This window comes from Streptomyces chengmaiensis (genome assembly GCF_029846775.1).
In the GTDB taxonomy this organism is placed as follows: Bacteria; Actinomycetota; Actinomycetes; order Streptomycetales; family Streptomycetaceae; genus Streptomyces; species Streptomyces chengmaiensis.
In genome coordinates this window covers 44,708-68,291 of the sequence record NZ_JARWBG010000033.1, presented here as the reverse complement: position 1 = coordinate 68,291, position 23,584 = coordinate 44,708, and the positions used below count along the sequence as shown (strand labels likewise).

At 70.2% G+C, this 23,584-nt stretch carries 21 protein-coding genes and 3 pseudogenes; 12 read left to right on the top strand and 12 right to left on the bottom strand.

Going from position 1 to position 23,584, the window contains the following annotated elements:
• The first annotated feature begins 41 nt into the window (after window positions 1-41).
• A complete protein-coding gene (locus tag QCN29_RS24685; RefSeq protein ID WP_279930892.1) occupies window positions 42-1,424 on the top strand; it encodes a replication initiator in 1,383 nt (460 codons plus the stop codon).
• A gap of 134 nt (window positions 1,425-1,558) precedes the next feature.
• On the opposite strand, the gene QCN29_RS24680 is transcribed toward QCN29_RS24685, so the two are convergent.
• On the bottom strand, window positions 1,559-3,004 hold the full coding sequence (locus tag QCN29_RS24680) for a recombinase family protein (RefSeq protein ID WP_279930864.1): 1,446 nt from the start codon (window positions 3,002-3,004) through the stop codon (window positions 1,559-1,561).
• 103 nt (window positions 3,005-3,107) lie between these two features.
• Between QCN29_RS24680 and QCN29_RS37190 the strand changes: the two are divergent.
• From QCN29_RS37190 to QCN29_RS24665, 3 genes and pseudogenes are all read left to right on the top strand, one after another.
• Window positions 3,108-3,194 (top strand): annotated as a pseudogene (locus QCN29_RS37190) (DUF4291 family protein); the annotation flags it as partial.
• Between the two features lie 285 nt (window positions 3,195-3,479).
• A complete protein-coding gene (locus QCN29_RS24670; RefSeq protein WP_279930862.1) occupies window positions 3,480-4,430 on the top strand; it encodes an alpha/beta fold hydrolase in 951 nt (316 codons plus the stop codon).
• A 208-nt stretch (window positions 4,431-4,638) separates the two neighbouring features.
• Complete coding sequence (locus tag QCN29_RS24665) at window positions 4,639-4,995, top strand: SCO4225 family membrane protein (protein WP_279930860.1); 357 nt, start codon at window positions 4,639-4,641, stop codon at window positions 4,993-4,995.
• On the opposite strand, the gene QCN29_RS24660 is transcribed toward QCN29_RS24665, so the two are convergent.
• Both QCN29_RS24660 and QCN29_RS24655 read right to left on the bottom strand, forming a co-directional pair.
• A complete protein-coding gene (locus QCN29_RS24660; RefSeq protein WP_279930858.1) occupies window positions 4,979-5,212 on the bottom strand; it encodes a hypothetical protein in 234 nt (77 codons plus the stop codon). The genes QCN29_RS24665 and QCN29_RS24660 overlap by 17 nt on opposite strands.
• Before the next feature lie 79 nt (window positions 5,213-5,291).
• The gene (locus tag QCN29_RS24655; protein ID WP_279930856.1) at window positions 5,292-6,368 is read right to left on the bottom strand and encodes an NAD(P)-dependent alcohol dehydrogenase; all 1,077 of its coding nucleotides are present in this window, start codon (window positions 6,366-6,368) and stop codon (window positions 5,292-5,294) included.
• A gap of 143 nt (window positions 6,369-6,511) precedes the next feature.
• Here QCN29_RS24655 and QCN29_RS24650 point away from each other — a divergent pair, with 143 nt between their 5' ends.
• Complete coding sequence (locus QCN29_RS24650) at window positions 6,512-7,378, top strand: helix-turn-helix domain-containing protein (RefSeq protein WP_279930854.1); 867 nt, start codon at window positions 6,512-6,514, stop codon at window positions 7,376-7,378.
• A 249-nt stretch (window positions 7,379-7,627) separates the two neighbouring features.
• Here QCN29_RS24650 and QCN29_RS24645 read toward each other — a convergent pair whose 3' ends face one another.
• Window positions 7,628-8,902 carry a L,D-transpeptidase gene (locus tag QCN29_RS24645; protein ID WP_279930852.1) on the bottom strand — a complete coding sequence of 425 codons (1,275 nt, stop codon included), beginning with the start codon at window positions 8,900-8,902 and terminating at the stop codon, window positions 7,628-7,630.
• A gap of 262 nt (window positions 8,903-9,164) precedes the next feature.
• On the bottom strand, window positions 9,165-9,494 hold the full coding sequence (locus QCN29_RS24640; RefSeq protein WP_318036737.1) for a hypothetical protein: 330 nt from the start codon (window positions 9,492-9,494) through the stop codon (window positions 9,165-9,167).
• A gap of 161 nt (window positions 9,495-9,655) precedes the next feature.
• Between QCN29_RS24640 and QCN29_RS24635 the strand changes: the two genes are divergently transcribed.
• The gene (locus tag QCN29_RS24635) at window positions 9,656-10,075 is read left to right on the top strand and encodes a hypothetical protein (RefSeq protein ID WP_279930848.1); all 420 of its coding nucleotides are present in this window, start codon (window positions 9,656-9,658) and stop codon (window positions 10,073-10,075) included.
• Between the two features lie 166 nt (window positions 10,076-10,241).
• Here QCN29_RS24635 and hutH read toward each other — a convergent pair whose 3' ends face one another.
• The 5 genes from hutH to QCN29_RS24610 form a co-directional block, all read right to left on the bottom strand.
• Entirely contained in the window at window positions 10,242-11,813 is a 1,572-nt protein-coding gene (gene hutH, locus QCN29_RS24630) for a histidine ammonia-lyase (RefSeq protein WP_240137565.1), read from the bottom strand.
• Window positions 11,814-11,851: 38 nt separating this feature from the next.
• A complete protein-coding gene (locus tag QCN29_RS24625; RefSeq protein ID WP_240137492.1) occupies window positions 11,852-13,015 on the bottom strand; it encodes a GGDEF domain-containing protein in 1,164 nt (387 codons plus the stop codon).
• Window positions 13,016-13,185: 170 nt separating this feature from the next.
• Complete coding sequence (locus QCN29_RS24620; RefSeq protein WP_279930847.1) at window positions 13,186-14,052, bottom strand: enoyl-CoA hydratase/isomerase family protein; 867 nt, start codon at window positions 14,050-14,052, stop codon at window positions 13,186-13,188.
• Between the two features lie 62 nt (window positions 14,053-14,114).
• Window positions 14,115-15,281, bottom strand: a complete 1,167-nt coding sequence (locus tag QCN29_RS24615) for an adenylate/guanylate cyclase domain-containing protein (RefSeq protein WP_279930845.1) — start codon at window positions 15,279-15,281, stop codon at window positions 14,115-14,117.
• A gap of 237 nt (window positions 15,282-15,518) precedes the next feature.
• Window positions 15,519-16,427: a biotin--[acetyl-CoA-carboxylase] ligase gene (locus QCN29_RS24610; protein ID WP_279930844.1), complete on the bottom strand. Its 909-nt coding sequence runs from the start codon at window positions 16,425-16,427 to the stop codon at window positions 15,519-15,521.
• Window positions 16,428-16,561: 134 nt separating this feature from the next.
• Between QCN29_RS24610 and QCN29_RS24605 the strand changes: the two genes are divergently transcribed.
• The 4 genes from QCN29_RS24605 (at window position 16,562) to QCN29_RS24590 (ending at window position 19,889) form a co-directional block, all read left to right on the top strand.
• Window positions 16,562-18,154, top strand: coding sequence for an acyl-CoA carboxylase subunit beta (locus QCN29_RS24605; protein ID WP_279930842.1), 1,593 nt, complete (start codon window positions 16,562-16,564; stop codon window positions 18,152-18,154).
• Window positions 18,155-18,190: 36 nt separating this feature from the next.
• The gene (locus QCN29_RS24600; RefSeq protein ID WP_240137501.1) at window positions 18,191-18,400 is read left to right on the top strand and encodes an acyl-CoA carboxylase epsilon subunit; all 210 of its coding nucleotides are present in this window, start codon (window positions 18,191-18,193) and stop codon (window positions 18,398-18,400) included.
• 656 nt (window positions 18,401-19,056) lie between these two features.
• Window positions 19,057-19,185, top strand: a complete 129-nt coding sequence (gene mmpB / locus QCN29_RS24595; protein ID WP_275674989.1) for a morphogenic membrane protein MmpB — start codon at window positions 19,057-19,059, stop codon at window positions 19,183-19,185.
• 98 nt (window positions 19,186-19,283) lie between these two features.
• Window positions 19,284-19,889: a Maf family protein gene (locus QCN29_RS24590; RefSeq protein ID WP_279930840.1), complete on the top strand. Its 606-nt coding sequence runs from the start codon at window positions 19,284-19,286 to the stop codon at window positions 19,887-19,889.
• Between the two features lie 27 nt (window positions 19,890-19,916).
• Here the strand turns inward: QCN29_RS24590 and QCN29_RS24585 are convergent, their stop codons facing one another.
• A complete protein-coding gene (locus QCN29_RS24585; RefSeq protein ID WP_279930839.1) occupies window positions 19,917-21,134 on the bottom strand; it encodes an RNA-guided endonuclease InsQ/TnpB family protein in 1,218 nt (405 codons plus the stop codon).
• A gap of 26 nt (window positions 21,135-21,160) precedes the next feature.
• On the opposite strand from QCN29_RS24585, the pseudogene tnpA reads away from it, so the two are divergent.
• Window positions 21,161-21,572 (top strand): annotated as a pseudogene (gene tnpA, locus QCN29_RS24580) (IS200/IS605 family transposase); the annotation flags it as partial.
• 203 nt (window positions 21,573-21,775) lie between these two features.
• Here tnpA and QCN29_RS24575 read toward each other — a convergent pair.
• The gene (locus QCN29_RS24575) at window positions 21,776-22,930 is read right to left on the bottom strand and encodes a helix-turn-helix domain-containing protein (RefSeq protein ID WP_279930837.1); all 1,155 of its coding nucleotides are present in this window, start codon (window positions 22,928-22,930) and stop codon (window positions 21,776-21,778) included.
• Between the two features lie 203 nt (window positions 22,931-23,133).
• On the opposite strand from QCN29_RS24575, the pseudogene QCN29_RS24570 reads away from it, so the two are divergent.
• A pseudogene (locus QCN29_RS24570) lies at window positions 23,134-23,580 on the top strand (amino acid permease); the annotation flags it as partial.
• Between the last annotated feature and the right edge of the window lie 4 nt (window positions 23,581-23,584).

The following is a 23,584-nucleotide window of genomic DNA, read 5'->3' as shown; positions in this document are numbered from 1 at the left end:
CCTCGGCCGACAGGCGCGCCACGCTCGACCGCGCGGCGCGCCTGCGTCAGCTCTCAGAAGTCGACCGCGACGCCATACGGCTCGCCCAAGATCCCAAGTTCACTCGCTGGCTGGAGCAGATCGCCTCCACAGGCGGCTGCGCCCACCCGGTCCACCTCTCAGGCTCAACGACCACCTGGTCCACAGCCACCAACGAGATCCTGCACCACTACGACACCCGCGACGAACCCGGCGAACGGCTCTCCGTACGCTGCCGCAACCGCCGAGCCACCGTGTGCGCCCCCTGCTCCCGCCTCCATGCGGGCGACACCTTCCACCTGGTCCGCGCCGGGCTCCTCGGCGGCAAGAGCGTCCCCGAGTCGGTACGCACCCGGCCCCGGCTCTTCGCCACCCTGACCGCCCCGTCCTTCGGGCCTGTGCACCGCGCTGCGGATGGCGAACCCTGCCGCCCCCGGCGCGACGGCGGCCACTGCGAACACGGCCGACGCCTTGGTTGCGGGACCGCGCACGATTCGGCCGATCCTCTCGTTGGCCAGCCTCTGTGCCCCGACTGCTACGACTATCCCGCGCACGTCCTCTGGCACGCGCACGCAGGAAAGCTGTGGGACCGCTTCGTCATCGGCGTCCGCCGCCGCCTCGCCTCCTCGGTCGGCCTCGCCCAGTCCGACTTCCCTGCCCACGCCCGGCTGTCCTTCGCCAGAGTCGCGGAGTACCAGCAGCGCGCAGCCGTTCACGTTCATGCAGTCGTCCGGCTCGACGGCCCGGCCGGACCCGATGACGAACCCCCTGCCTGGGGCACGGTTGCCCGGCTCACCGACGCCATACGCACATCGGCTGCGCATGTCCTGGTCCGCACCGCTTACAGTCCGGCTGTCGGCGAACTCCCCTTGGCCTGGGGTGCTCAGATCGATGTCCGTGCGCTCAACGCTGACAGAGACAGCATGTCCGATGACGCCGTTGCTGCGTATGTTGCGAAGTACGTCACCAAGGGTGCCCGCGAGACAGGGGCCGGCGCAGACCATCGACTGCTGACCTGGGACGACATCGACGCCGTACCGGCGACGCGGCACGTCCGCACCCTGATGCGCACCTGCTGGCGGCTCGGCGGGCTCGCTGAGTACGAGCCACTGCGACTGCGTGCCTGGACACATACCCTCGGCTACCGCGGCCACATCCTCACCAAGTCCCGCGCCTACTCGACTACGTATGCCGCACTGAGAGCCGAACGCGCCGAGCATCAGGGCCTTGGCCAGCCGCCCGATGCGGGCTCGGCAACCGATGCCCTCTGGCGCTACGTCGGCTCCGGCCACACCCCCGGCGCGGCACTCATCGCGGCCGGAGTCGCCGAAGACCTCGCGCGCAACGGCGCGATCGCGCGTGCCGAACTCAACTCCGCAACTGGGGTTGCTCTTGGCTCCGGATGAACTACGGGAGCGCGTGGCCCGGTCCCGTGCCCGCCAAGGTCTCCCGCCTCGGATTGAAGACTTGGCGGTCATTGAACGTGCCGTGCGGGTCTTCGCGCTGGTGGAGGCTGATACCCGTACGGCACGTCACCGTTCTACGCGATCCAGTCGAAGATGAAGCGGTCAGGATCCCAGCGCCTCCGGGGATCGGCCGGGGCGACCACGATGGATCGGACAGCAGCGGTCACGATCGCGCGCCGCTGAGAGTGGTTCATGCGCTCCCAGCGCGCCGCCATGTCCTCGAAGCTACCGATGAAGTCCAACAGGATCCCGCTGCCCGAGACGTTCGCGAGCTTGGCACGGTTCCGCTCCAACCGCACCTCGATCGGTTCGCGCGCGGTCATCCACTCTTTGCGTGTGATCTTCCGGTGGCCGAAATCAGAGGCGAGTTCCTCAAGCTCTTCCTCGTCCACCCGGATCTCTTCGTAGAGTTCGCTGCCGGTGTCATCGGGCTCACGCAGTCGTTCCATGAGCGTCTCGGATTCCAAGGCGGCCAGCAGCATGTCCCGCACATGCTCATCGGTCCGCGCTGCGTTGGCGGCCGTCCCTCCGCAGCTGTCTGCACCCGGCGTGTTCGGGCACACGTACCGTGGGACGCCGGAGCGCGGGCGGCCAACCATGCCTGTGCCGCAGGGCTTGCCATCCGCACGTGGCTTGCCACAGCGCAGAATCCCGGACAGCAGATAGCTGCGACGCTCGTCCCCCTCGACCTTCCGTCGCCGCTCCGGATCGGAGAGCAGCGCACGCAGACGATCAGAGTCCTCATCGCTGATGATCCCTGGCCACACCGCGTCTGCGACGATCTCACCAAGCAGCGGCCTGGTCCTCTCCCACGACCCGCGCGGCGTGTGTTCCCGCCGCCCACTGATCCGGGCCGATGCCAGCATGCGACGCAGGCCGGTGGGCTTCCACGGGATTCCCGCAGCTGTGACGATCCCCCGAGCCTGCCAGTCTCGGCAGATACTGGCCAGGCTCTCGGCGGCTAGAACACGCCGCGCACCCTCGCGAACAATCTCGGCTTCGCTGGGCCGGACGGTGACCCGGTCGTCCTCATAGCCGAAGGGGCGTCGACCGCCCCCGGCGATCCTGCCCGCTTCGGCTGCCTGCCGTCGCTGGCGCTGCTGCCGCTCCGCCTTGTGCTCCGCTTCGTGACGTGCGGCGGCTCCCAGCATCCGGGCGACCATGCGACCGGTCGGTGTGGAGAGGTCGACCTCCCCGGTGACGGTCGCGAGTTCCAGACCGTTCCTGTCCGCGAGATCGATGACGTCCTCCAGCTCTCGCGGAGACCGGGTGAGTCGGTCCACGTGCCAGCAGACGACCGCGTTCACGGTGCCATGGCTGATGTCTGTTAACAGCTCCTGCCAGGCTCGCCGCGGGGCTCCGGAGTAGGCGCTCACGTCATTGTCGGTGTACACGGTGATGACGTCCCAGCCCTTGCGAGCGCACAATGCCCGACAGTCGTCCTCCTGGCGAGCGACGCCCGTGCCCGCGCCTCCTCGGTCCTGGCTGATCCGGCAGTAGATCGCAGCGCGTATGTCCATGGGTCACATGGATACAGCCTCGTAGGCACGGGCGTGAGCTGCCCGATCGGCATCGTGCCCGTCGACGACTCGGCGCACCGGCCCTGACACGTTCGAAACTCACTCCCCGAATCTCGGCCTGCCCGCGGTCCGGGACAGCCGCTTCCCGTCCAAGTGGAAGCGGGACCGGATGACGTGGGTCATCAAGCCGCGTTGACGGTCTCTTTCCGTAGCGGAAGCCGACAGGAACCTGCAGCCAGAGGCCCGGTCACGGCGGTCCGGCGGAGGGCTCCGCCAGGTGCCGCCGTGGCATGCGGAGCAGGGTGCCCTCACATCTCCGGCGGGCTGACCGGTAGGCGTGGGAAATTGCCCGGGTCAGCACGACCCGACATGATCGTTTCCCGAGTCGCGGAAGTGCTGAATCGGACGAGCCCGGCCGCACCCGCAGAGGGATGGGGCCAGGTGTTGCCGCTGTGCTGGAGCAGGTGTTGCCGCTGTGCTGGAGGAGGACGAGATGCGCGGTGTGTGCAGCGGCTTCGTCACCATGAACGACGGCGTACGGCTGCACTACCTCGAGGCCGGCAGCGGTCCGGACATGCTTCTCGTCCCCGGCTGGTCGCAGACGGCCGCGCAATGGAGGCACCAGATCGACGACTTCGCGCGCACACATCATGTGATCGCGATCGACCACCGCGGCCACGGCGGATCCGACAGGCCGGATCACGGCTACCGGATCGCTCGTCTGTCGACGGACCTCCATCAGCTCATTTGCCTCCTGGACCTCACCGAGGTCGTCTGGGTGGCCCACTCCATGGGCTGCGCGCTGGCGTGGTCCTACTGGGACCTGTTCGGTGGGGACCGGCTGGCGCGCCTGGTGCTGTTCGACGAACCCGCCGTTCTGGTCCGCCAGCCGTACTGGCCGGACGGCCTGGCCGAACACCTTGGCGCGTTGTACGGCCTCGGACAGGTCGCCGATGTCGTCGCGGGACTCCGCGACCCGCGCTCGGATGCCGAGATCATCAGTGCCGAGTTCCTCAATGCCATGTGGACCCCGGCCGCCGACGAGGGGGACCGCCAGTGGGTTCTCGCCCAGAACCTGCTCCTGCCCAGGGAGTACGCCGGCAGACTTCTGCTGGACAACGTCATGCAGGACTGGCGTGACGTCCTGCCCAGGATCACCGTTCCGACGCTGGTCATCGGAGGGAGCGACAGCGTGATCCCCTCCGCTGCCGCGCGGTCAGTGGCCTTGGCCATTCCCGGGGCCGTCGTGCGGATCCTCCGCGAGCGTGCCAGCCACTTCGCATTCTGGGAGAACCCCGTCGCGTTCAACCGGGAGGTCCGGGCCTTCCTCGACATGCCCGTCGACGCCGACGGGCGCCTGGTGTCGGCCCGGCGGGCGCACAACGATGCGGCAAGCCCGCAGGAAGGGTCTGCGAACAAGGCTTGACGCCTGGACGCAGCCCACGCGGCCATCGGCCTCCCGGCCCGGTGGGCAGGCTGAGCTACACGGCCCCGTTTGAGTAGCCGTACTCTCACGCGGCCGTGCGGGCGGGACCACGATGACGGTCACACGGCCCGGACGGCGGGCCCACCAGCACGACGGCCACGGGCAGGCCATGTGGGCCGGCGCGGGTCCGTCGGCGTCGAGGAGCACCATGCGTTCCACGTTGCGCACCATCGCGAGCCTGACCTTCGGCAATTGGCTCTCAGGCACCTACCTCGGCCTCGCCGGATTCCTGCTCCTGGCAGGCGCTGGTGAAGACGGCAGCCTGGGCGCCGGGCTGTTCGCACTGTTCCTTGCGGGGCCGACAGGCGCAGCACTTCTCTCCGTCGCCAACGCTGCGGGCACCTGGGTGCAGACCGATGCGACGGTGTGGTGCATCCTCCTGTTCTCGTACACCTTCCAGGCATTCCTCCTGGGGCTGCTCGTTCGCGCCGTCCGGCGGGTCGTGGAAAGCGGCCGGACCGCCTGCCCCGCCGGGGACGAACTGTCGACTACTTGGCGCCTCTGACCGGGTGAGACGTCCCACGGACCTCGTCCCGCCGGTCCGTCCGGGCGGGCTGGATCGTGACGTCGGCCGGCTGTCCCGCGCAGGCCTCGCCCTGGACGCCGCCCCGGCGGGCCGGAGGGGGACCGGGATGGCTCTGCCCACGGGTTTCGCGGGCGGGCCCCAGCCGTATGGGGGTGTACTGGATGTGCTGGATGTACTGGATGTACTGGGTGTTCAAGCGCCGGAGCGGCTGGAAGGCCCAGCGCCTCCGGCGCTTGAGGAACAGGGTCCGGGGCGGCGCCCGGCTCCCGCTGCCGTCAGATCGTCGCCGCGTCGATCACGAAGCGATAGCGGACGTCACTCGCCAGCACCCTCTCGTACGCCTCGTTGATCTGGTCCGCGCGGATCAGTTCGATCTCCGCGCCCAGGCCGTGCTCCGCGCAGAAGTCCAGCATCTCCTGGGTCTCGGGGATGCCGCCGATCGCCGAGCCGGCGAGGGTCTTGCGGCCGAGCATGAGGGAGAAGACGTTGAGCGAGACGGGCTCTTCGGGTGCGCCCACGTTCACCAGCGCGCCGCCCGTCTTCAGCAGGCAGAGATACGCGTCGAACGGCAGCGGGGCGGAGACCGTGGAGACGATCAGGTCGAAGTGGCCGGCCAGCTTCTGGAAGGTGGTCTCGTCGCTGGTCGCGTAGTAGTGGTCCGCGCCCAGCCGCAGCCCGTCGCCCTTCTTGCGGAGCGACTGGCTGAGGACACTCACCTCGGCTCCCATCGCATGCGCGATCTTGACGCCCATGTGGCCAAGGCCGCCGAGGCCGACGATCGCGACGCGCTTGCCCGGGCCCGCCTTCCAGTGGGCGAGGGGCGAGTAGAGGGTGATGCCGGCGCACAGCAGCGGTGCGGCGACGTCCAGGGGCAGTTGGTCGGGGATGCGCAGCGTGTACTGCTCGTCCACGACGATGTGCGTGGAGTAGCCGCCGTACGTGGGGTCGCCGTTCTTGTCGAGCCCGTTGTACGTGGCGACGTTGCCGCCCGTGCAGTACTGGTGGAGGCCGGCCCGGCAGTTGTCGCACTCGCGGCAGGAGTCGACCATGCAGCCCACGCCCACCCGGTCGCCCACGGCGAACCTGGTCACGCCGGGGCCGACCTCGGTGACCACGCCCGCGATCTCGTGGCCGGGGACCATCGGGAAGATGCCCTCGGTCCAGCCGTCGCGGGCCTGGTGGATGTCGGAGTGGCAGATGCCCGAGTACTTGATCTCGATCAGGACGTCATGCTCGCCGACCGGACGGCGGGGGATGGCGGTCCGCTCCAGCGGCGCCTTGGCGGAGGGAGCCGCGTACGCGGGAACGGTGCTGTGCTGGATGTCGGTCTGGGAGGTGATCTGAGAGGTCATGGGCATCAGCCTGCGACCCTGCGACGCTGCCACCCAGCCCTCTGTTCTGCGTACGACCGGGGTGCGTACCACCGGCGTGCCTACCACTGGCAGTGACAGGTTCCCGCGCCCCCGTCCGGTCGCCGCCCGTAATACTGGCTGCTATGGACCAGCGTGCCGAACTCAGCGAATTCCTCCGATCCCGCCGGGCCCGGCTGCGCCCCGAGGACGTGGGCCTGCCGCAGTTCGGCAGGCGCCGCCGGGTGCCGGGGCTGCGCCGTGAGGAGCTGGCGCAGCTGGCCGGTGTGTCCGTGGCGTACTACACCCGTCTCGAACAGGGCCATGGCCGCAATGTCTCGCTTGAGGTGCTGGACTCCATCGCCCGGGCCCTGCGGCTGACCGACGCGGAGCGGGACCACCTCACCCATCTGGCGAAGCCCAAGCAGCAGAAGAAGCACCGTCGGCCGGCGTCCCGGCCGCAGCAGATGCGTCCGGCGCTGCAGCAGCTGCTGGACGCCATGGAGACGGTTCCCGCCTATGTCCTGGGGCGGCGGCTGGACATCGTGGGCTGGAACCGGATGGCCCGTGCCCTGCTGGGCGACGTCGCCGCGCTGCCCGCCAAGGAGCGCAATATGGCGTGGCAGGTCTTCCTCGACCCCAACGCCCGCGATCTGTACGTGGACTGGGAGAGCAAGGCGAGGGACGTGGTGAGCTTTCTGCGCATGTACGCGGGGTGCTCGGCCGACGATCCGCTGCTGCCGGGGCTGATCGGCGAACTGTCGGTGCGGAGCGAGGAGTTCCGGACGCTCTGGGCGGCGCACACCGTGCAGGACAAGTGCTTCGGCACCAAGGTGCTGCGCCATCCGCTGGTGGGCGAGCTGACCCTGTCGTACGAGACGTTCCAGCTGCCGGAGGACCACGATCTGTCGCTGGTGACGTACCACGCGGAGCCGGGGACCCGGTCGGCCGAGTCGCTGCGGCTGCTGGCGGGCTGGGGCGTGGAGGAGGTGCAGGAGCGGCAGCAGGACTGAGCGGGGCGGCCGGGTGGCGCGCGCACAGGGGAATGTCCGCGGACCGCAGACCGCGGACCGCAGACGGCAGACGGCAGACGGCAGACGGCAGACGGCAGACGGCAGACCGCGGACGGCAGCACAGACCGCGGGACCGCAGACGGCAGATCGCAGACGGCGGACCGCGGACCGCAGAGGCGGAGGCGGCAGACGTGAAGGCGGCGTCCCCCGGAGCAGGGGGACGCCGCCTTCACACGGTGGTGACGGCCGTCAGACCGCGGAGCCGGCCTTCCAGTCGGCCCAGCTCATGTTCCAGCCGTTGAGGCCGTTGTCCGGCTTGATGGTGGTGTCCTTGGAGTTCATGACGATCACCACATCGCCGACGATCGAGTTGTCGTAGAACCACGCGCCGGGCTGGTTGGGGTCGTTCGCGCCCTGAGCGTCGTTCAGGCCGACGCAGCCGTGGCTGGTGTTGACCTTGCCGAAGATCGAGTCGGCGCCCCAGTAGTTTCCGTGGATGAAGGTGCCGGACGTGGACAGCCGCATGGCGTGCGGCACGTCCTTGATGTCGTACTCGCCCTTGCCGTCGTCGTCCGTGAAGCCGACGGTCGCACCGTTCATCCGGGTCTCCTTGAACTTCTCGGAGATCACCATCTGACCGTTGTACGTCGGGGTCTCCGGCGAGCCCGCGGAGATCGGGATCGTCTTGATCGTCTTGCCGTCCTGGGTGACCGTCATGGTCTTGGTCTCGGCGTCGACGGTGGAGACCTGGTTGCGGCCGATCTTGAACGTGACCGTCTTCTTCTGTACGCCGTAGACGCCGTCCGCGCCCTCGACGCCGTCCAGCTCCATCTTGAGCGTGACGGTGGAGCCTTCCTGCCAGTACTGGTCGGGGCGGAAGTCCAGGCGCTTGGAGTTGAACCAGTGGCCAACCACCTCCTGGCCGCTGGTGGAGCTCACCGTGATCGCGGACTGCACGGCCTTGCGGTCGGTGATCTCCTTGTTGAAGTTGATCGACACCGGCATGCCGACGCCGACCGTGGAGCCGTCCTCCGGCGTGAAGTAGCCGATGAAGCTGTTCTCGGGCGAGACGGTGGTGAAGGAGGCGTTCTCGTGGGCCTCCAGGCCGTCGGCGTCCTTGGCGGTGGCCGCGATCTTGTACGTGGTGGAGCGCTCCAGCTGGCCGTCCGGCTTCCAGCTCTTGCCGTCGGCGGCGAGCGTGCCCTGGACGGACTGGCCCGCGGCTGTCGTCAGGACCACCTCGGTCAGGGTGCCGTCAGCCACGGTGACCTTGGCGTCGTCGTTGATGCCCACGTTCGTCGCGCCGTTCTTGGGCGAGATCGTTATTCGGGCCTTCGACGTCTCCTTCGCCGCCGCCTCGTCGACCTGGGCCTGCGACTTCTTGGAGCCGTCGGCGCCGCCGCCGCTCTTGGCGCTGTCACCGTCGCCGCTGCAGGCCGACAGCACCAGCACACCGCCGAGCACCGCGGACGCCACCATCAGGCCTCTGCGCCGCTTGCCGTCCGTCATCACACGCTTCTCCATCGTCGCCGAACCCCTGACAACCATCTGTTAGGACAACACGCATTCCGGGCCATCCGGTTCCACACCTCTCGGGATGTGGGAAACAACACTCAACGGTCCCGGCCACTGACAGACGTCGGCGGGGCCCGGCCGGTTGCACCGGGCCCCGCAACGCGTCCGCACCGTGACCGGGGCCCCCGCCCCGGGCCCGTGAGCAGACCCCTGACCTGGGTCGTGATCTGGGTCGTGATCTGGGCTGTGACCTGGGCCGTGGCCAGAGCCCTTACTGGTGCCGCGCGAGGTCCTCCTCCTGCTCGTCGGCCCCCTCGTCCGACTCCTCGTCCCCGTCCTCCTCGTCGTGCGCCAGCTCCCAGTCGTCGGCGTCCGGGTCGTAGTCGATCTGCTCGCTGCTCCAGGACGCCTGCGCCAGCTCCACCCCCGGCACCTCCGCGACGAGGTCGAACGGGTCCACGAGATACGCGAGGGCCTCCGCCTCGTCCTCGCCGACCGCGGACTCGGCGTGGGTCCGCTCCTCGTCCGGCATGAATTCGTCCGCCGCGATCCGGTCGAGGGCGCCGCCGATCAGCTGCTCCACGTCCTGGACTTCCAGCACCAAATCCACCCGGAGCCGTACATACCTAGATGTTTCAGAAGCACTCATACGACGGAGGGTAGAGCGCCGCACCCCGCCACCTCGACTTTCCCACGGCGGGGCGCGTTCACTAGCATCGGCGCACCCACCCAAGTCGAGGATGCCTCAAGGGGGATCGAGCCGTGTCCGCCGCACGTCGACCGCTGCTCACCGCCACTGCCGCAGGGACGCTGCTGTGTGCGCTGTGCTTCGTCCCCTCGGCCAACGCCACCGCCGAGCAAGAGGCCCGGGAGGCACGGGAGGCGCCGCAGACGGCGGCACAGCCGCAGAGCGCCGCCGCCCCCCTCCAGGCCCGGGCCGACGCCGGGTCGCAGGCCCAGGCCCGGGCCGACGCCGGGTCGCAGGCCCAGGCCCGGGCCGACGCCGGGTCGCAGGCCCAGGCCCAGGCCCAGGAACGGGACCTGCGGCTGGCGGACACGGGGAGCTTTGACACCACCCCGTATCTGCTCGGCGGCACCGCGCTGCTGACCGTCGGCGTGGGTCTGGTGACGTACTCGGTGCGCCGCCGTCCCGGTACGCCCGGCGGCACTCCGTACGCCTGAGGGTCTTCCCCGGCCTTCCCTGTGTCTGAAGGCTCTGCACGCGCCCGGCCGCCCGCAGCACGCACGACGGCCTTATCCGCGCCCGGCCGCCCGCAGCAGACACGACGGCGCCCTTGCGCCTGAGGAGCCTGCCGCATGCCCCGGGCCCGTACGCCCCGGACGCAGCTCAGCCAAGCGGGCCCGTCACCGGCTCCACGGCCTCGATCAGCCGGCCCTCCCGCACGAACGCCTCCGCGGCCTGAAGATCCGGCGAGAGGAACCGGTCCGGCCCCGGGCCCTCCACGCCGGCCGCACGCAGCGCGGCGATCGCGGCGCGTGAGGCGGGGGCGGGGGTAAGCCCCTCGCGCAGTTCGACGGCGCGGGCCGCCGCGTACAGCTCGACCGCGAGGATGCGGCTCAGCCCGGCGACGGCGGTGCGCAGCTTCCGGGCCGCGGACCAGCCCATGGAGACATGGTCTTCCTGCATCGCGGAGGACGGGATCGAGTCGGCCGAGGCCGGCACGGCGAGCCGCTTGAGCTCGCTGACCAGGGCGGCCTGCGTGTACTGGGCGATCATCAGTCCGGAGTCCACGCCCGGGTCGTCGGCGAGGAAGGGCGGCAGCCCGTGGGAGCGGCTCTTGTCGAGGAGCCGGTCGGTGCGGCGCTCCGCGATGGAGCCGAGGTCGGCGGCGGCGACCGCGAGGAAGTCGAGGACATAGGCGATGGGCGCGCCGTGGAAGTTGCCGTTGGACTCGACCCTCCCGCCCCCAGGGCCTTCGGCCTGCGAGGCGCCCCCGAGGAGGACGACCGGGTTGTCGACAGCGGCGGCCAGCTCCCGCTCGGCGACCAGACGGGCATGGGCGAGGGTGTCGCGGCCCGCGCCGGCGACCTGGGGGGCGCAGCGCACCGAGTACGCGTCCTGGACGCGGGGGGCCTCGTCCTGCTGGAAGTGGCCGACGAGCCCGGACCCCTTGAGCACCGCGCTCATGTTGGCGGCGGCGACGGCCTGGCCGGGGTGGGGGCGGATGGTGTGCAGTTCGGGGGCGAGCACCCTGTCCGTGCCGAGCAGCGCCTCGAGGGTGAGGGCCGCGGTGATGTCGGCGGAGGTGTAGAGGCGCTGGAGGTCGGCGATGGCCATGATCAGCATGCCGAGCATGCCGTCGGTGCCGTTGAGGAGGGCGAGGCCCTCCTTCTCGTGCAGCACGACGGGCTTGATGCCGTGCTCGGCGAGCAGTTCGCCTGCGGGGCGCACGACGCCGTCCGGGCCCTCCGCGTCGCCCTCTCCCATCAGGGTCAGGGCGCAGTGAGACAGCGGGGCGAGGTCGCCGGAGCAGCCCAGGGAGCCGTACTCGTGGACGACGGGGGTGATGCCGGCGTTCAGGACGTCCGCCATGGTCTGCGCGACCTCGGGGCGTACGCCGGTGCGCCCGGAGGCCACGGTCTTCAGCCGCAGGAACATCAACGCACGGACCACCTCGCGCTCCACGCGCGGGCCCATGCCCGCGGCGTGCGAGCGGACGAGGTTGCGCTGGAGCTGGGTGCGCAGATCGTGGCTGATGTGGCGGGTGGCGAGCGCGCCGAAGCCGGTCGACACGCCGTACACAGGCTCGGGCTTGGCGGCCAGCGCCTCCACGATCTCCCGCGCGGCCGTGAGCGCGGCCAGCGCCTGCTCGGACAGCTCGATCCTGGCGTTTCCGCGGGCCACGGCGATGACGTCCTCGGCGGTGGTCCCGGACGTGCCGACCACCACAGTGTGCATATCCATATTCAGCAGACTACGGACTGAATCGCAACCTGTCACCGGGGGGACTCGGGCGGCCCGTCCTGCGGACGTGCGGCGCGGAAGCTGCGGCGCTCGCCGGGCGGGCGCGGCGGGGCGTCGGCGAGCCGGAGGACCGCGCCGTCGCGGCCGGCCACCACGGGCTTCAGGGAGTGCGCGGCCTTCGCCCGGTACTGGGCGGCGTCGGCGAGCCGGAACAGGCGGCGGGCGGAGCGGACCTCGCCGATCGGATCCCCGGTGGAGGCGACCCCGCAGGCGACGCCCTCGCCCAGCTCCAACTCCGCTGCCCTTCTGCACAGTTCGTCGGCCACACGGACCACGTCGTCGGCGGTCGGGCCGAGGGCGACCAGGCAGAACTCGTCCCCGCCCAGACGGGCGGCCAGCGCTCCGGGAAGCATCGCGCCGCAGAGGGACAGCACGGAGCCGAACCGCTCCAGCAGACGGTCGCCGACGGCGTGGCCGAGGGTGTCGTTGACCTGCTTGAGGCCGTTGAGGTCGCAGACCACGAGGCTGACGACGTTGCCGTCGGCGCGGTGCCGCTCCAGCGCCTCGTCGAGGCGCGCGTCGACGGCCCGGCGGTTCGCCAGCCCGGTGAGAGGGTCGGTGAAGGCGAGTCTGCGGACCTCTTCCAGGCGCTCGGTCTGCGCGATGCCCGCGGCGACGACCGAGGCCAGAACGGTGGCGAAGTCGGCGTCCTCGCGGTCGAAGACGGGGGCGCGGAGGGGGCGGGCGACATAGAGCTCGCCCCAGGCGCGGCCGTGCAGCACGATCGGCGCGACGACGCAGCAGCCGCGGCCCCGGCGACGAAGGGCGGCCACCCGCTGGTGGCAGTAGCCGTGGCCGTCCTCGGCCGGGCCGTCGACGGTCTCCACCCACGCGTCGGGCTCGCCGCCGCCCGCCCATCGCTCGTGCAGAAACTCGGCGATTTCCGGGAAGTTGTGGACGGGGTAGGTCTCCGACTCCGGGAACTCCTCCTCGCCGTCGGCCAGTGCGCCCACGTTGACGAGCACCCTGAGCCGCCCCAGGTCGCGCTCCCACACCGAGAGCGCCGCGAAAGACCCGCCGAGCGCCTCGCGGGCGCCGTGGGCGGCGGCGCGCCAGGAGTCGCGGGGGGTCTGGGCGGCGGCCATGCTCTGCGCGAGGGCGACCACGGTCCGCAACCGCCGATCCTCAGCCATCATCCCAGCCTATGCCGTTCTGCCCGCATCCGGTCACCGATCGTGACGCCCTGGGGCCTGCGGACCCTCGCGGCACAGACAGCACCCCCGGGCCTGCGGACCACTCGCGGCACAGACAGCACCCCCGGGGCGCGAGGACTACCCGTGGCGCGAGGGCTGGACCCCTGCGCCGCTCACTCGCCCGGCCACTGCGGCGCGCGCTTCTCGTTGAACGCCGCCACACCCTCCGCACGGTCCCCCGAGAACGCCGTCGCACGCCACGCCGCGTCCTCGACGTCGAGGCCGGCCCGCAGGTCCAGTCCGTGGCCCAGCCGCATGGCCCGCTTGGCCGCGCGCAGTCCCACCGGGGAGTTCGCCGCGATCCGGGCGGCCAGCGCCAGCGCCTCGGTGCGTGCGTGCTCCGCCAGGATGTCCACGAGGCCCAGCTCGCGCGCCTCCGCGGCGTCCACGCGCCGCGCCGTGAAGACCAGCTCCGCCGCCCGTGCCGCCCCCACGCGCCGCGGCAGCAGCTGGGTGCCGCCGCCCCCGGGGATCACCCCGACCGACACTTCCGGCAGCCCCACCACGGAGGTCGCGTCCGCGACGATCACGTCGCAGGACAGGGCCAGCTCGAAGCCGCCGCCCAGGGCGAAGCCGTGCACCGCGGCCACCGAGGGCATCGGCAGCTCCAGCACACCGGTGTACGCGGCGCGTGCGGTCGGCCGCTGCCGCACCAGCTCCGCGTCGGTGAAGGAGTTGCGCTCCTTCAGATCCGCCCCCACGCAGAACGCGCGGTCATGCGTGGAGGTCAGCACCGTCACCCGTACGTCCCGGTCCGCGCCCAGCGCCTCGCACGCGGCCGCGATCGACCGCGCCATCTCGGTGGAGACCGCGTTCATCGCCTTCGGACGGTCGAGCACCAGCTCGGCGACCCGGCCCTGCTCATGCCTGCGGACGGCGACGAACTCGCCGAAACGCACTTCGGACGCGGACGCGGACGTGGACCCGGACGCGGACGTGGACCCGGACGTGGATGTGGACCCGGACGTGGATGTGGACATGCGCGCACCCTCCCAGAGACGATCGCAGGTTAACGACCGTTATCACAGCGGTACGGGCGATCCTAGACCTCTCGCCGCGCCAGCAGCCACGGCTCCACCACGCCCAGCCCGCGCACCGGCCGCTGCCACATCGGCTGAAGCTGGAAGCGGTACTTCGCCAGGGCGGCCGGGTCCTCGTCGGCCTCCGCCTTGGGCGCGTCCCCGTTCCGTACGATCTCCTCCGCGAACGCCCCGTCCACCAGCACCGCGTCCCTGGGCGCTATCGAGGTGAGCCGGCTGGCCAGGTTGACGGTCGTGCCGAAGACATCGCCCATCCGTGTGGTCACGGTCCCGAACGCGATGCCCACCCGCAGCGCCGGCATCGCCTCGTCGTCGGCCATCGTCTCGATCAGCCGGAGCGCGATCTCCCCGGCCGTGCCCGCGTCGTCCGCGGCGTACAGCACCTCGTCGCCGAGGGTCTTGATCAGCCGTCCGCCGTGCGCGGCGACCAGATCGGCGGCGGTGGTCTCGAAGGCCTCGACCAGCTCGCCGAGTTCCTCCTCCTCCATCCGCCGGGTCAGCCGGGTGAAGCCGACGAGGTCCGCGAAGCCGACCGCCAGCCTGCGGTCCACCATCTCCTCGTCGTCGGCGGCCTGCACGACCCGTCCTGTGGCCGCGGCGAGCTGCCGCCGCCACACGTACACCAGGAACTCCTCGAGCTCCGGCAGCAGCAGCTCGACCAGCGGATAGGTGACCTCGGTGCGGGTCATTCCGGGCTCGGGGGGCTCGGTGAGGCCCTCCAGGAAGGAGTCGATCTGCCATTCGGCGAGCCGGGCGGTGGTCTGCCCGGTCGAACGGGCCACCTGCACCGCCATGGGCTCGCTGAGCAGCCCGGCCTCGACCAGGCCCGCGAGCCGCCGCAGCGCCAGCACATCCGCCTCGGTGAGCGCCTTGGCCTGCCCGATGTCGGCGAAGCCCATGGCCCGCCAGAAGCGGGACGCCAGGTCCATCGACACCCCGGCCGTACGGGCCGCCTGGAAGGCGGTGTAACGGCGCTCCGCCCCCAGGATGAGCTGTTCGAGGCGGATGGCCAGCGGGTCGTCGGTCGGCTCCGCTGTGTGGTCCACCTCGTGGTGCGGCGTCGGATGCACGGACGACGCCCCCGAAGAAGCCGCGGAGGCCCCGGAGCCCGACGAGGAGCCCGACGGCGGCTGCGCACCCGCGCCGGAAGTGGTGTCGTCGACGGTCACCAGCCGCCTCCTGCCCGTTCCCTGCGCACTGCCCTGCCGATCTGTCGCTCGATCGCCTCAACGATACGTCAGGTGTGCCGTAGCTCACGTCCCGGAGGACGGGCCGAGCGCCGGCTCACCGGCCCCTGAGGCCCGGACCTGAACCTCGCGGGCCCGCTCAGGCCCCGGCCCGGGCCTCGCAGACCGGTTCAGGCCCCCGGAGCCTCGCAGCCCGGTTCAGGCCCGGTTCAGCCCGGATCAGGACCCGGCCGCCCGCAGATGCACGATGTCGCCGGCCCCGACGGCATGCCGCTCCCCGCCGTCCTCGGCCACCACCAGACGCCCCTCGCCGTCCACGGCCACCGCCTCTCCGGTCAGACTGCGGCCGCCGGGCAGCTCCGCGCGCACCGTGCGCCCGAGGGTCGCGCAGCCCGCCGCATATGCCTCCTGGAGGCCGGAACCCGCCGGATCTCCGCCCAGCGAGCGCCACCGGCGGTACCACTGCTCCAGGGAGCGCAGGATCGCGCGCAGCAGCGGGTCGCGGTCGGTGGAGACCGCATTCGCCAGGGCGAGGGAGCCCGCCTCGGGAACGGGCAGCTCATCGGGCCGCAGCGTGACATTGAGCCCGATGCCGACGACGACTGCGTCCTCGGTGACCCGCTCCGCGAGGATGCCGCCGGCCTTCCGCTCCTCCGTGCCGTTCGCCCCCTTCACCATGACCAGCAGGTCGTTAGGCCATTTGAGGGACATGTCGACGCCTGCCGCCCTGGCCAGGGCACTGGCCGTCGCCACTCCGGCCAGAAGCGGCAGCCAGGCCCAGTGGCGCACGGGCACGCCGTCGCCGGGCCGCAGCAGCACGGAGAAGAACAACCCGGAGCGGGCGGGGGCCGTCCAGGTGCGGTCCAGCCGGCCGCGCCCGGCCGTCTGCTCCTCCGCGACGAGCACCGCGCCCTCGGGGAGAGCGGCAGCACGCCCGCCGAGGTCGGTGTTGGTGGAGCCGATGGAGGGCACCACGTCGAGCGAGGTCCACAGCCCGCCCTCGATCAGCAGGGCTCGGCGCAGCGCGGTGACGTTCAGCGGGGGCCGGTCCAGATCGGACCAGCGGCTGCCGGATGCGGTACCCGGCTCATGGTCAGGGGTGTGCTCAGGCGCATTGTCTGGCGTCATGCAAGCCAGGTTAGGTGTGGTAAACGCCGCACTGCCGAACGGTATCCACGCCGATACGCTACGAGTCAGTAGCCAGCCACCCCGTCCCCTTGAGTCCCCCGTCCCCCCGTGACCAGGCAGGGAGCCGCATCCCGATGTCCGAGCCGGAAGAGATCGACATCCACACGACCGCGGGAAAGCTCGCGGATCTGCAGCGCCGGATCGAGCAGGCGACCCACGCCGGCTCCGCGCGCGCCGTGGAAAAGCAGCACGCCAAGGGCAAGTTGACCGCCCGGGAGCGGGTCGATCTGCTGCTTGACGAGGGGTCGTTCGTCGAACTGGACGAGTTCGCGCAGCACCGCTCCACCAGTTTCGGCCTGGAGAAGACGCGCCCGTACGGCGATGGCGTGGTCACCGGGTACGGCACGGTCGACGGCCGCCCGGTCGCCGTGTTCTCGCAGGACTTCACCGTCTTCGGCGGCGCCCTCGGCGAGGTGTTCGGTCAGAAGATCATCAAAGTGATGGACTTCGCGCTGAAGACCGGCTGTCCGGTGATCGGCATCAACGACTCCGGCGGCGCGCGCATCCAGGAAGGCGTGAGCGCCCTCGGCATGTACGGCGAGATCTTCCGCCGCAACACGCACGCCTCCGGGGTCATCCCGCAGATCTCGCTGATCGTGGGGCCGTGCGCGGGCGGCGCGGTCTACTCCCCCGCGATCACCGACTTCACGGTGATGGTGGACCAGACCTCGCATATGTTCATCACCGGGCCCGACGTCATCAAGACGGTCACCGGCGAGGACGTCGGCTTCGAGGACCTGGGCGGCGCACGCACGCACAACAGCACCTCGGGCGTGGCGCACCACATGGCGGGCGACGAGAAGGACGCCGTCGAGTACGTCAAGTCGCTGCTGTCCTATCTGCCCTCGAACAACCTCTCCGAGGCGCCGGCCTTCCCCGAGGAGGCCGATCTGACGCCGACCGGCGAGGACCTCGAGTTGGACACGCTCATCCCGGACAGCGCGAACCAGCCGTACGACATGCACTCCGTCATCGAGCACGTGCTGGACGACGGCGAGTTCCTGGAGACGCAGTCGCTGTTCGCGCCGAACATCGTCACCGGCTTCGGGCGCGTCGAGGGCTATCCGGTCGGCATCGTCGCCAACCAGCCGATGCAGTTCGCCGGCTGTCTGGACATCGACGCCAGCGAGAAGGCGGCCCGCTTCGTACGCACCTGCGACGCCTTCAACGTCCCGGTGCTGACCTTCGTCGACGTCCCCGGCTTCCTCCCCGGCGTCGACCAGGAGTACGGCGGGATCATCCGGCGCGGAGCCAAGCTGATCTACGCCTACGCGGAGGCGACCGTCCCGCTGATCACGGTGATCACCCGCAAGGCGTTCGGCGGCGCGTACGACGTCATGGGCTCCAAACACCTGGGCGCGGACCTCAACCTGGCCTGGCCGACCGCCCAGATCGCGGTCATGGGCGCGCAGGGCGCGGTGAACATCCTGCACCGCAGGACGATCGCCGAGGCCGCGACCGACGAGGAGCGCGAGGCCACCCGGGCGCGGCTGATCCAGGAGTACGAGGACGCACTGCTGAACCCGTACACGGCGGCGGAGCGCGGCTACATCGATGCGGTGATCATGCCGTCGGACACCCGTGCGCAGATCGTCAAGGGCCTGCGCCAGCTGCGGACGAAGCGGGCGAGCCTGCCGCCGAAGAAGCACGGCAACATCCCCCTGTAGGCACCCGTGCAATCCTCCGCAGGAAAGGAATCAGCGGTGATCAAGGTCGTACGGGGCAACCCGACACCGGAGGAGCTGGCCGCCGCGCTCGCGGTGGTGCGGGCACGCGCCGCGGCGACGGCGGCGGCTGCCGGGGAGGGCGCGCCGCTGCCGCCGGAGGGGTGGTCGGATCCGGCGCGCATCGCCCGCATGCGCAGGCCGGTGCCCGGGCCGCGCTCCTGGGCACGCACGTACTGGCCGCTCTGACCTGCCCGGGGACGTAACCGGGGCTCCGCCCCGGACCCCGTTGCGGGGACTCCGCCCCCGTACCCCCGCGCCTCAAACGCCGGCGAGGCTGAAATGTGCGAGCCCCGCCCTCAAGCGCCGGCAGGGCCGGATTTTCCGGCTCCTGCGCCCCACACCAGGCAGGGGGGATGCACGGGCCCCCGCGCCTCAAACGCCGGCGAGGCTGAAATGTGCGAGCCCCGCCCTCAAGCGCCGGCAGGGCCGGATTTTCCGGCTCCTGCGCCCCACACCAGGCAGGGGGGATGCACGGGCCCCCGCGCCTCAAACGCCGGCGAGGCTGAAATGTGCGAGCCCCGCCCTCAAGCGCCGGCAGGGCCGGATTTTCCGGCTCCTGCGCCCCACACGAGGCAGAGATGCACGGGCCCTCGCGCCCCAAGCGTCGGCGGGCTGAACGGGGCCGCCAACGCCGGCGGGGCTGGGATGTGGCTGAGCCGGATCCCAGCCCGTCCGGCGCTTGAGGACACGGCCGAAGGCCGTACAGGGGGTCCGGGGGCGAAGCCCCGGTTACGGGAAGGGGTGGGGCAGGGGAGAAGCTCCCCCCGGACACGGCCTGTGGCCGGGTCTCCTGAGTACCCGTACTCAGGCGCGGCACGAGCCGCCGCAGCAGGATCGAAGGCATGCTGTGGTCCGACCCAGACGACGAACCCCCGGAGGAACTGCGCGCCACGCAGGCGATGATGCGGCGCGCAGGGGTGGTGCTGGCGGTGGCGATGCTGCTGGCGATGCTGGTGGTCGGCCTGCACTGACGCCCCGGCCCCACCGGCATCGGACACCTGCCCGCGCCGCTGCGCGAGATGACGGGACGGCCGGCCACGGGCCCCCGCCGTCCGCCTACGATGAGCGCATGAACGCTCCCCGACGCCGTCTCGTCCTCGCGTCCGCCTCCCCCGCCCGGCTCGGGCTGCTGCGGCAGGCCGGCCTCGCCCCCGAAGTGATCGTCAGCGGGGTCGACGAGGACGCCCTCAGCGGGGCCACCCCGGCCGAGCTGGCGCTCGTCCTCGCCGAGGCGAAGGCCGCCGCCGTGGCCGGACGTCCCGAGGCGGCGGGCGCGCTGCTGATCGGCTGCGACTCGGTCCTGGAGCTCGACGGACAGGCACTGGGCAAGCCGGCGGACGCCGAGGAGGCCGTCACCCGCTGGAAGGCGATGCGCGGCCGTGCCGGGGTGCTGCAGACGGGCCACTGCGTGATCGACATGGCGACGGGCCGCCGGGCGTCGGCGACCGCCTCCACGACCGTCCGGTTCGGCGACCCCACGGACGCGGAGATCGCCGCGTATGTGGAGAGCGGTGAACCGCTGCGTGTGGCGGGCGCGTTCACGCTGGACGGGCGGTCCGCTCCGTTCATCGACGGCATCGAGGGCGACCACGGCAACGTCATCGGCCTCTCGCTGCCGCTGCTGCGCCGGCTGCTGGCGGAGCTGGATGTCCCGATCACGGAGCTGTGGAGCTGAACGAAGGCTTGACTTCCGCTCCCCGGCCTAAGGGCTGGGGATTCCTACGACGGTCGTCTGACCGTTTCGGTGGGTTCCTGCTTCACCGCGCTGGGCCGGTACGAGTACCGGTCTTACCTGCGCTCGACAGGCTGACACCGCCAGTCCGGCGGCCTTGGCGACGTTGACCGCCGCGTTGATGTCCCGGTCCAGGACGGCCCCGCAGGCCCCGCACGTCCACGTACGGACGTGGAGGGGCTTGAGGCCGTCCTTCACGCCGCACAGGCAGCAGACCTGAGAGGTCGGCTCGAAGCGGCCGATCCGGATGAAGATGCGCCCGTACCGGGCGGCCTTGTACTCCAGCATGGTCACGAACGCCGACCATCCGGCGTCGTGCACGGACTTGGCCAGGCGCGTGCGGGCGAGTCCCTTCACCGCCAGGTCCTCCACGGCAATCGCTTGGTTATCGCGAATGATCCGTGTGGAGAGCTGGTGGTGGAACTCGCGCCGCGCGTCGGCCACCTGTGCGTGAGCGCGGGCGACCTTGATGCGGGCCTTGTCCCTGTTCTTTGATCCCCTGGCTTTGCGGCTCAGACGCTTCTGCTCGCGCTTGAGCTTCTTCTCGGCCCGGCGCAGGAAGCGCGGGGCATCGATCTTCGTGCCGTCAGAGAGGACGGCGAAGTGCCCCAGCCCCAGGTCGATGCCGACCACGGCATCCGTCTCGGGCAGCGTCTCGGGGTCGGTCTCGACGATGAACGATGCGAAGTACCTGCAGGCCGCGTCCTTGATCACGGTCACCGTGGACGGGACCGAGGGCAGAGCGCGGGACCACTTGACCCGCACATCGCCGATCTTCGGCAGCGACAGGTCTTTGCCGGTGGTGATCTTCCAGCGGGCGTTCGCGGTGAACCGTACGGCCTGCCGGTTGTCCTTGCGGGACTTGAAACGGGGTGCTCCCATGCGCGGGCGCTTCCCCTTCAGCCCGTCGAAGAAGTTCCGGTAGGCGGTGTCCAGGTCCCGCAAGGACTGTTGCAGCACCACGGAGGAGACCTCACCGAGCCAGGCGCGTTCCTCGGTCTTCTTCGCCTCGGTGATCAGCAGCTTCGACATATCCCCGGTCTTGGGGAACGCCTCGCCCGCGGCTCGGGCGGCCTCACGAGCCCGCAGGGCGTCGTTGTAGACCACCCGCGCACACCCGAACGCCTGAGCCAGCGCGGAGCGCTGAGGACCGTTCGGGTACAGGCGGAAGCTGTACCTCAACTGCATGCCGATCACGGTATTACATTTGGTTTATGGCCGAGTATCAGAACATTCGTACTGGTAGACACTGCGCTTTCGTCCCTTCACACGCACTTGGCTTTCGTGACGAAGTACCGGCACAAGGTCTTCAAGGACGCCCACCTGACGCGTATGGAGGAGATCACGCGGGCCGTCTGCGAGGACTTCGAATGTGAGCTGGTCGAGTTCAACGGCGAGAACAACCACGTCCACCTGCTCGCGAACTTCCCGCCGAAGGTCGCCCTGTCCAAGCTGGTCAACAGCCTCAAGGGCGTCAGTTCCCACAGGCTCCGCCAGGAGTATCCAGAACTGGTCCAGCACTACTGGCGGGCGCAGCGCCTGTGGTCCGGCTCGTACTTCGCCGGGTCGGTGGGCGGGGCTCCGCTGTCGATCGTGCGGCAGTACACCGAGCAGCAGAACCGGCCCGTCTCAGCTGAGGCCGACAGTGCGGGCCCGTGCGCACAGCGCGGGTCAGAGCACTTCCCAGAATCGCTTCACCACCGACCTGAAGCCCGATGCACTGCGATTAGACCCAGTAGCGGCTGCGCCCACCCGGCGGAGCCGCTACGTCGTCGGATGCTGCGGGTGAGGGGACGTGCTCACTCGTCATCCGCCTGGAGCCGAGCGCCCTAAAGCCACTCCAACGCAATGATCACGGCAGCCGCGTCGTAGGGCCTCTGGACGTCGAGGCCTGTGTACCTCTCGAAGGCGTTGAGCCGGTTCAGCACGGTGTTGCGGTGACAGTTCATCGCCCGGCCCGTGTCACCCAAGCTTCCCGTTTCCAGATACGTGCTGACCGTCTCCAGGATCTTCCTGCGCTCCAGTTCCGTGCAGTTCTCCAGGTACGGGAAGACAATCTGTCCCAGGTCACACCCGACCCCGGCCAGAAGATGACGGGTCACCGACCGCCAGCGGTCCGACAGGGTGGCTACGCCCGTACTGTCCATCGGCAGGTCGATCATGATCTCTCTGGCGGCCGCAGCAGACTCTCTGATCCTCGCCAGCCCTCTGGCGACCGGGGCCACGGCCACCATCAGGCCGGCGAAGAGCTCCCGGGCGGGGTGCGAGAGCCGCCGGAGGGCCACTTCGTCCGTCGGCCAGATGAACAGGGTGTGGTGCCCCATATCGAAGGCAAAAGGGGTCCAGACGCTTCGCGCGGCGCCACGGATCCGACGGCGGATGACGGCTCCGTCCTCCCGGGAAGCAGCGGCCACGCAGAAGTTTCCCGTCAGTGGGACGCGAAGCGCGCCGGCGATCCGTTCCAGGGCGGCCTCGGTCGGCCGCGACGGAGCGAACAGCTGCGACAGGTACTGCCTTTGAAGGTCGGCGTTGGCCTGCTCGATGGCCAGCTGCTCCGCGAGATAGTGCTCCTGGACGTGCGCCGCGAACTCGTCGACCGTGGTCCAGACGCATCCGGCCCGACGGACCAGGAGTGCCGGGTCCACCTCCGAGGACGACTCCGCGAGGTGTTCCCACAGCACGGTGAAATCCAGGCGGATGGCGCGCAGCAGGCTGTCCAGCGGAACGGCCTGCCGAGCGCGCCGGGTACCCAGTGATTCGGCGACAGCGACGAGCCTGCTCGTAGTCCCGTCGGAACGCAGACTGTCCAGGATCGCTGTGAACGACTCCGCGCTCGACCGTCGCAAATCCTCTGCGGTCAGCTCGGAATCGGCATAGGAAGGGTCCGCCATCGCGCGTGCCAGGAACTTCTCCACCATGGCGCCCAAACTTCCGCGCGTCCGCTCGATGAGGTCGTCCCATCGCTGTTCATCCTGACCGGACACGCCTGCCTCCTTCTGCCTGGTGCGATGCCTCAGATATTACGACGCCTCGAAGACCACCCACTCTGCTCTGCCAACCCATGGCATTGTGCATACGCCAAATTTTACGCCTCTCGCACCGTGCGACTTTCCATTGTCCGTTCGCCTGACCACTGACAACCTTCCACTTGCACCCCTTCGACCCCGGCACAAGGAGGAACTCGTGACTGTGTGACACGGGCACCGAGGCAACGCTCCCGAGAGGCTCCGACGGCGAGGAACCCGAATACCGGAAAGGCCTCTCGCATCGCCAGATGCAAATGATCGGAATTGGCGGCGCCATTGGCACGGGTCTTTTCCTCGGTGCGGGCGGAAGCCTTTCCTCGGCGGGTCCCGCCCTGGCGATCATCTATGCTTTCTGCGGCGTCTCTTCGCCTTCTTCATTCTGCGAGCTCTCGGCGAACTTGTTCCGCATCGACCGAATTCCGGCTCCTCGTTTCCTACGCGCGTGAATTCTTCGACGAGAAAGCCGCCTACGCATCCGGCTGGGTATCTCTTGGGCGCTCACCGCCATCGTCGACATCACCGCGGTCGCCGCGTACCTCCACTACTGGCCGGCGCCCACCAGCGTGCCGCAGTGGCTGCTGGCCCTTCTCGTCCCGGCACTCGTCGTCGGCT

Coding starts and splice junctions, on each gene's coding strand:
- QCN29_RS24680 (WP_279930864.1), bottom strand. CDS start 3,004: ATGGACATACGCGCTGCGATCTACTGCCGGATCAGCCAGGACCGAGGA.
- QCN29_RS24665 (WP_279930860.1), top strand. CDS start 4,639: ATGCGTTCCACGTTGCGCACCATCGCGAGCCTGACCTTCGGCAATTGG.
- QCN29_RS24655 (WP_279930856.1), bottom strand. CDS start 6,368: ATGACCTCTCAGATCACCTCCCAGACCGACATCCAGCACAGCACCGTT.
- QCN29_RS24650 (WP_279930854.1), top strand. CDS start 6,512: ATGGACCAGCGTGCCGAACTCAGCGAATTCCTCCGATCCCGCCGGGCC.
- QCN29_RS24645 (WP_279930852.1), bottom strand. CDS start 8,902: ATGGAGAAGCGTGTGATGACGGACGGCAAGCGGCGCAGAGGCCTGATG.
- hutH (WP_240137565.1), bottom strand. CDS start 11,813: ATGCACACTGTGGTGGTCGGCACGTCCGGGACCACCGCCGAGGACGTC.
- QCN29_RS24625 (WP_240137492.1), bottom strand. CDS start 13,015: ATGATGGCTGAGGATCGGCGGTTGCGGACCGTGGTCGCCCTCGCGCAG.
- QCN29_RS24620 (WP_279930847.1), bottom strand. CDS start 14,052: ATGTCCACATCCACGTCCGGGTCCACATCCACGTCCGGGTCCACGTCC.
- QCN29_RS24610 (WP_279930844.1), bottom strand. CDS start 16,427: ATGACGCCAGACAATGCGCCTGAGCACACCCCTGACCATGAGCCGGGT.
- QCN29_RS24605 (WP_279930842.1), top strand. CDS start 16,562: ATGTCCGAGCCGGAAGAGATCGACATCCACACGACCGCGGGAAAGCTC.
- mmpB (WP_275674989.1), top strand. CDS start 19,057: ATGCTGTGGTCCGACCCAGACGACGAACCCCCGGAGGAACTGCGCGCC.
- QCN29_RS24590 (WP_279930840.1), top strand. CDS start 19,284: ATGAACGCTCCCCGACGCCGTCTCGTCCTCGCGTCCGCCTCCCCCGCC.
- QCN29_RS24585 (WP_279930839.1), bottom strand. CDS start 21,134: ATGCAGTTGAGGTACAGCTTCCGCCTGTACCCGAACGGTCCTCAGCGC.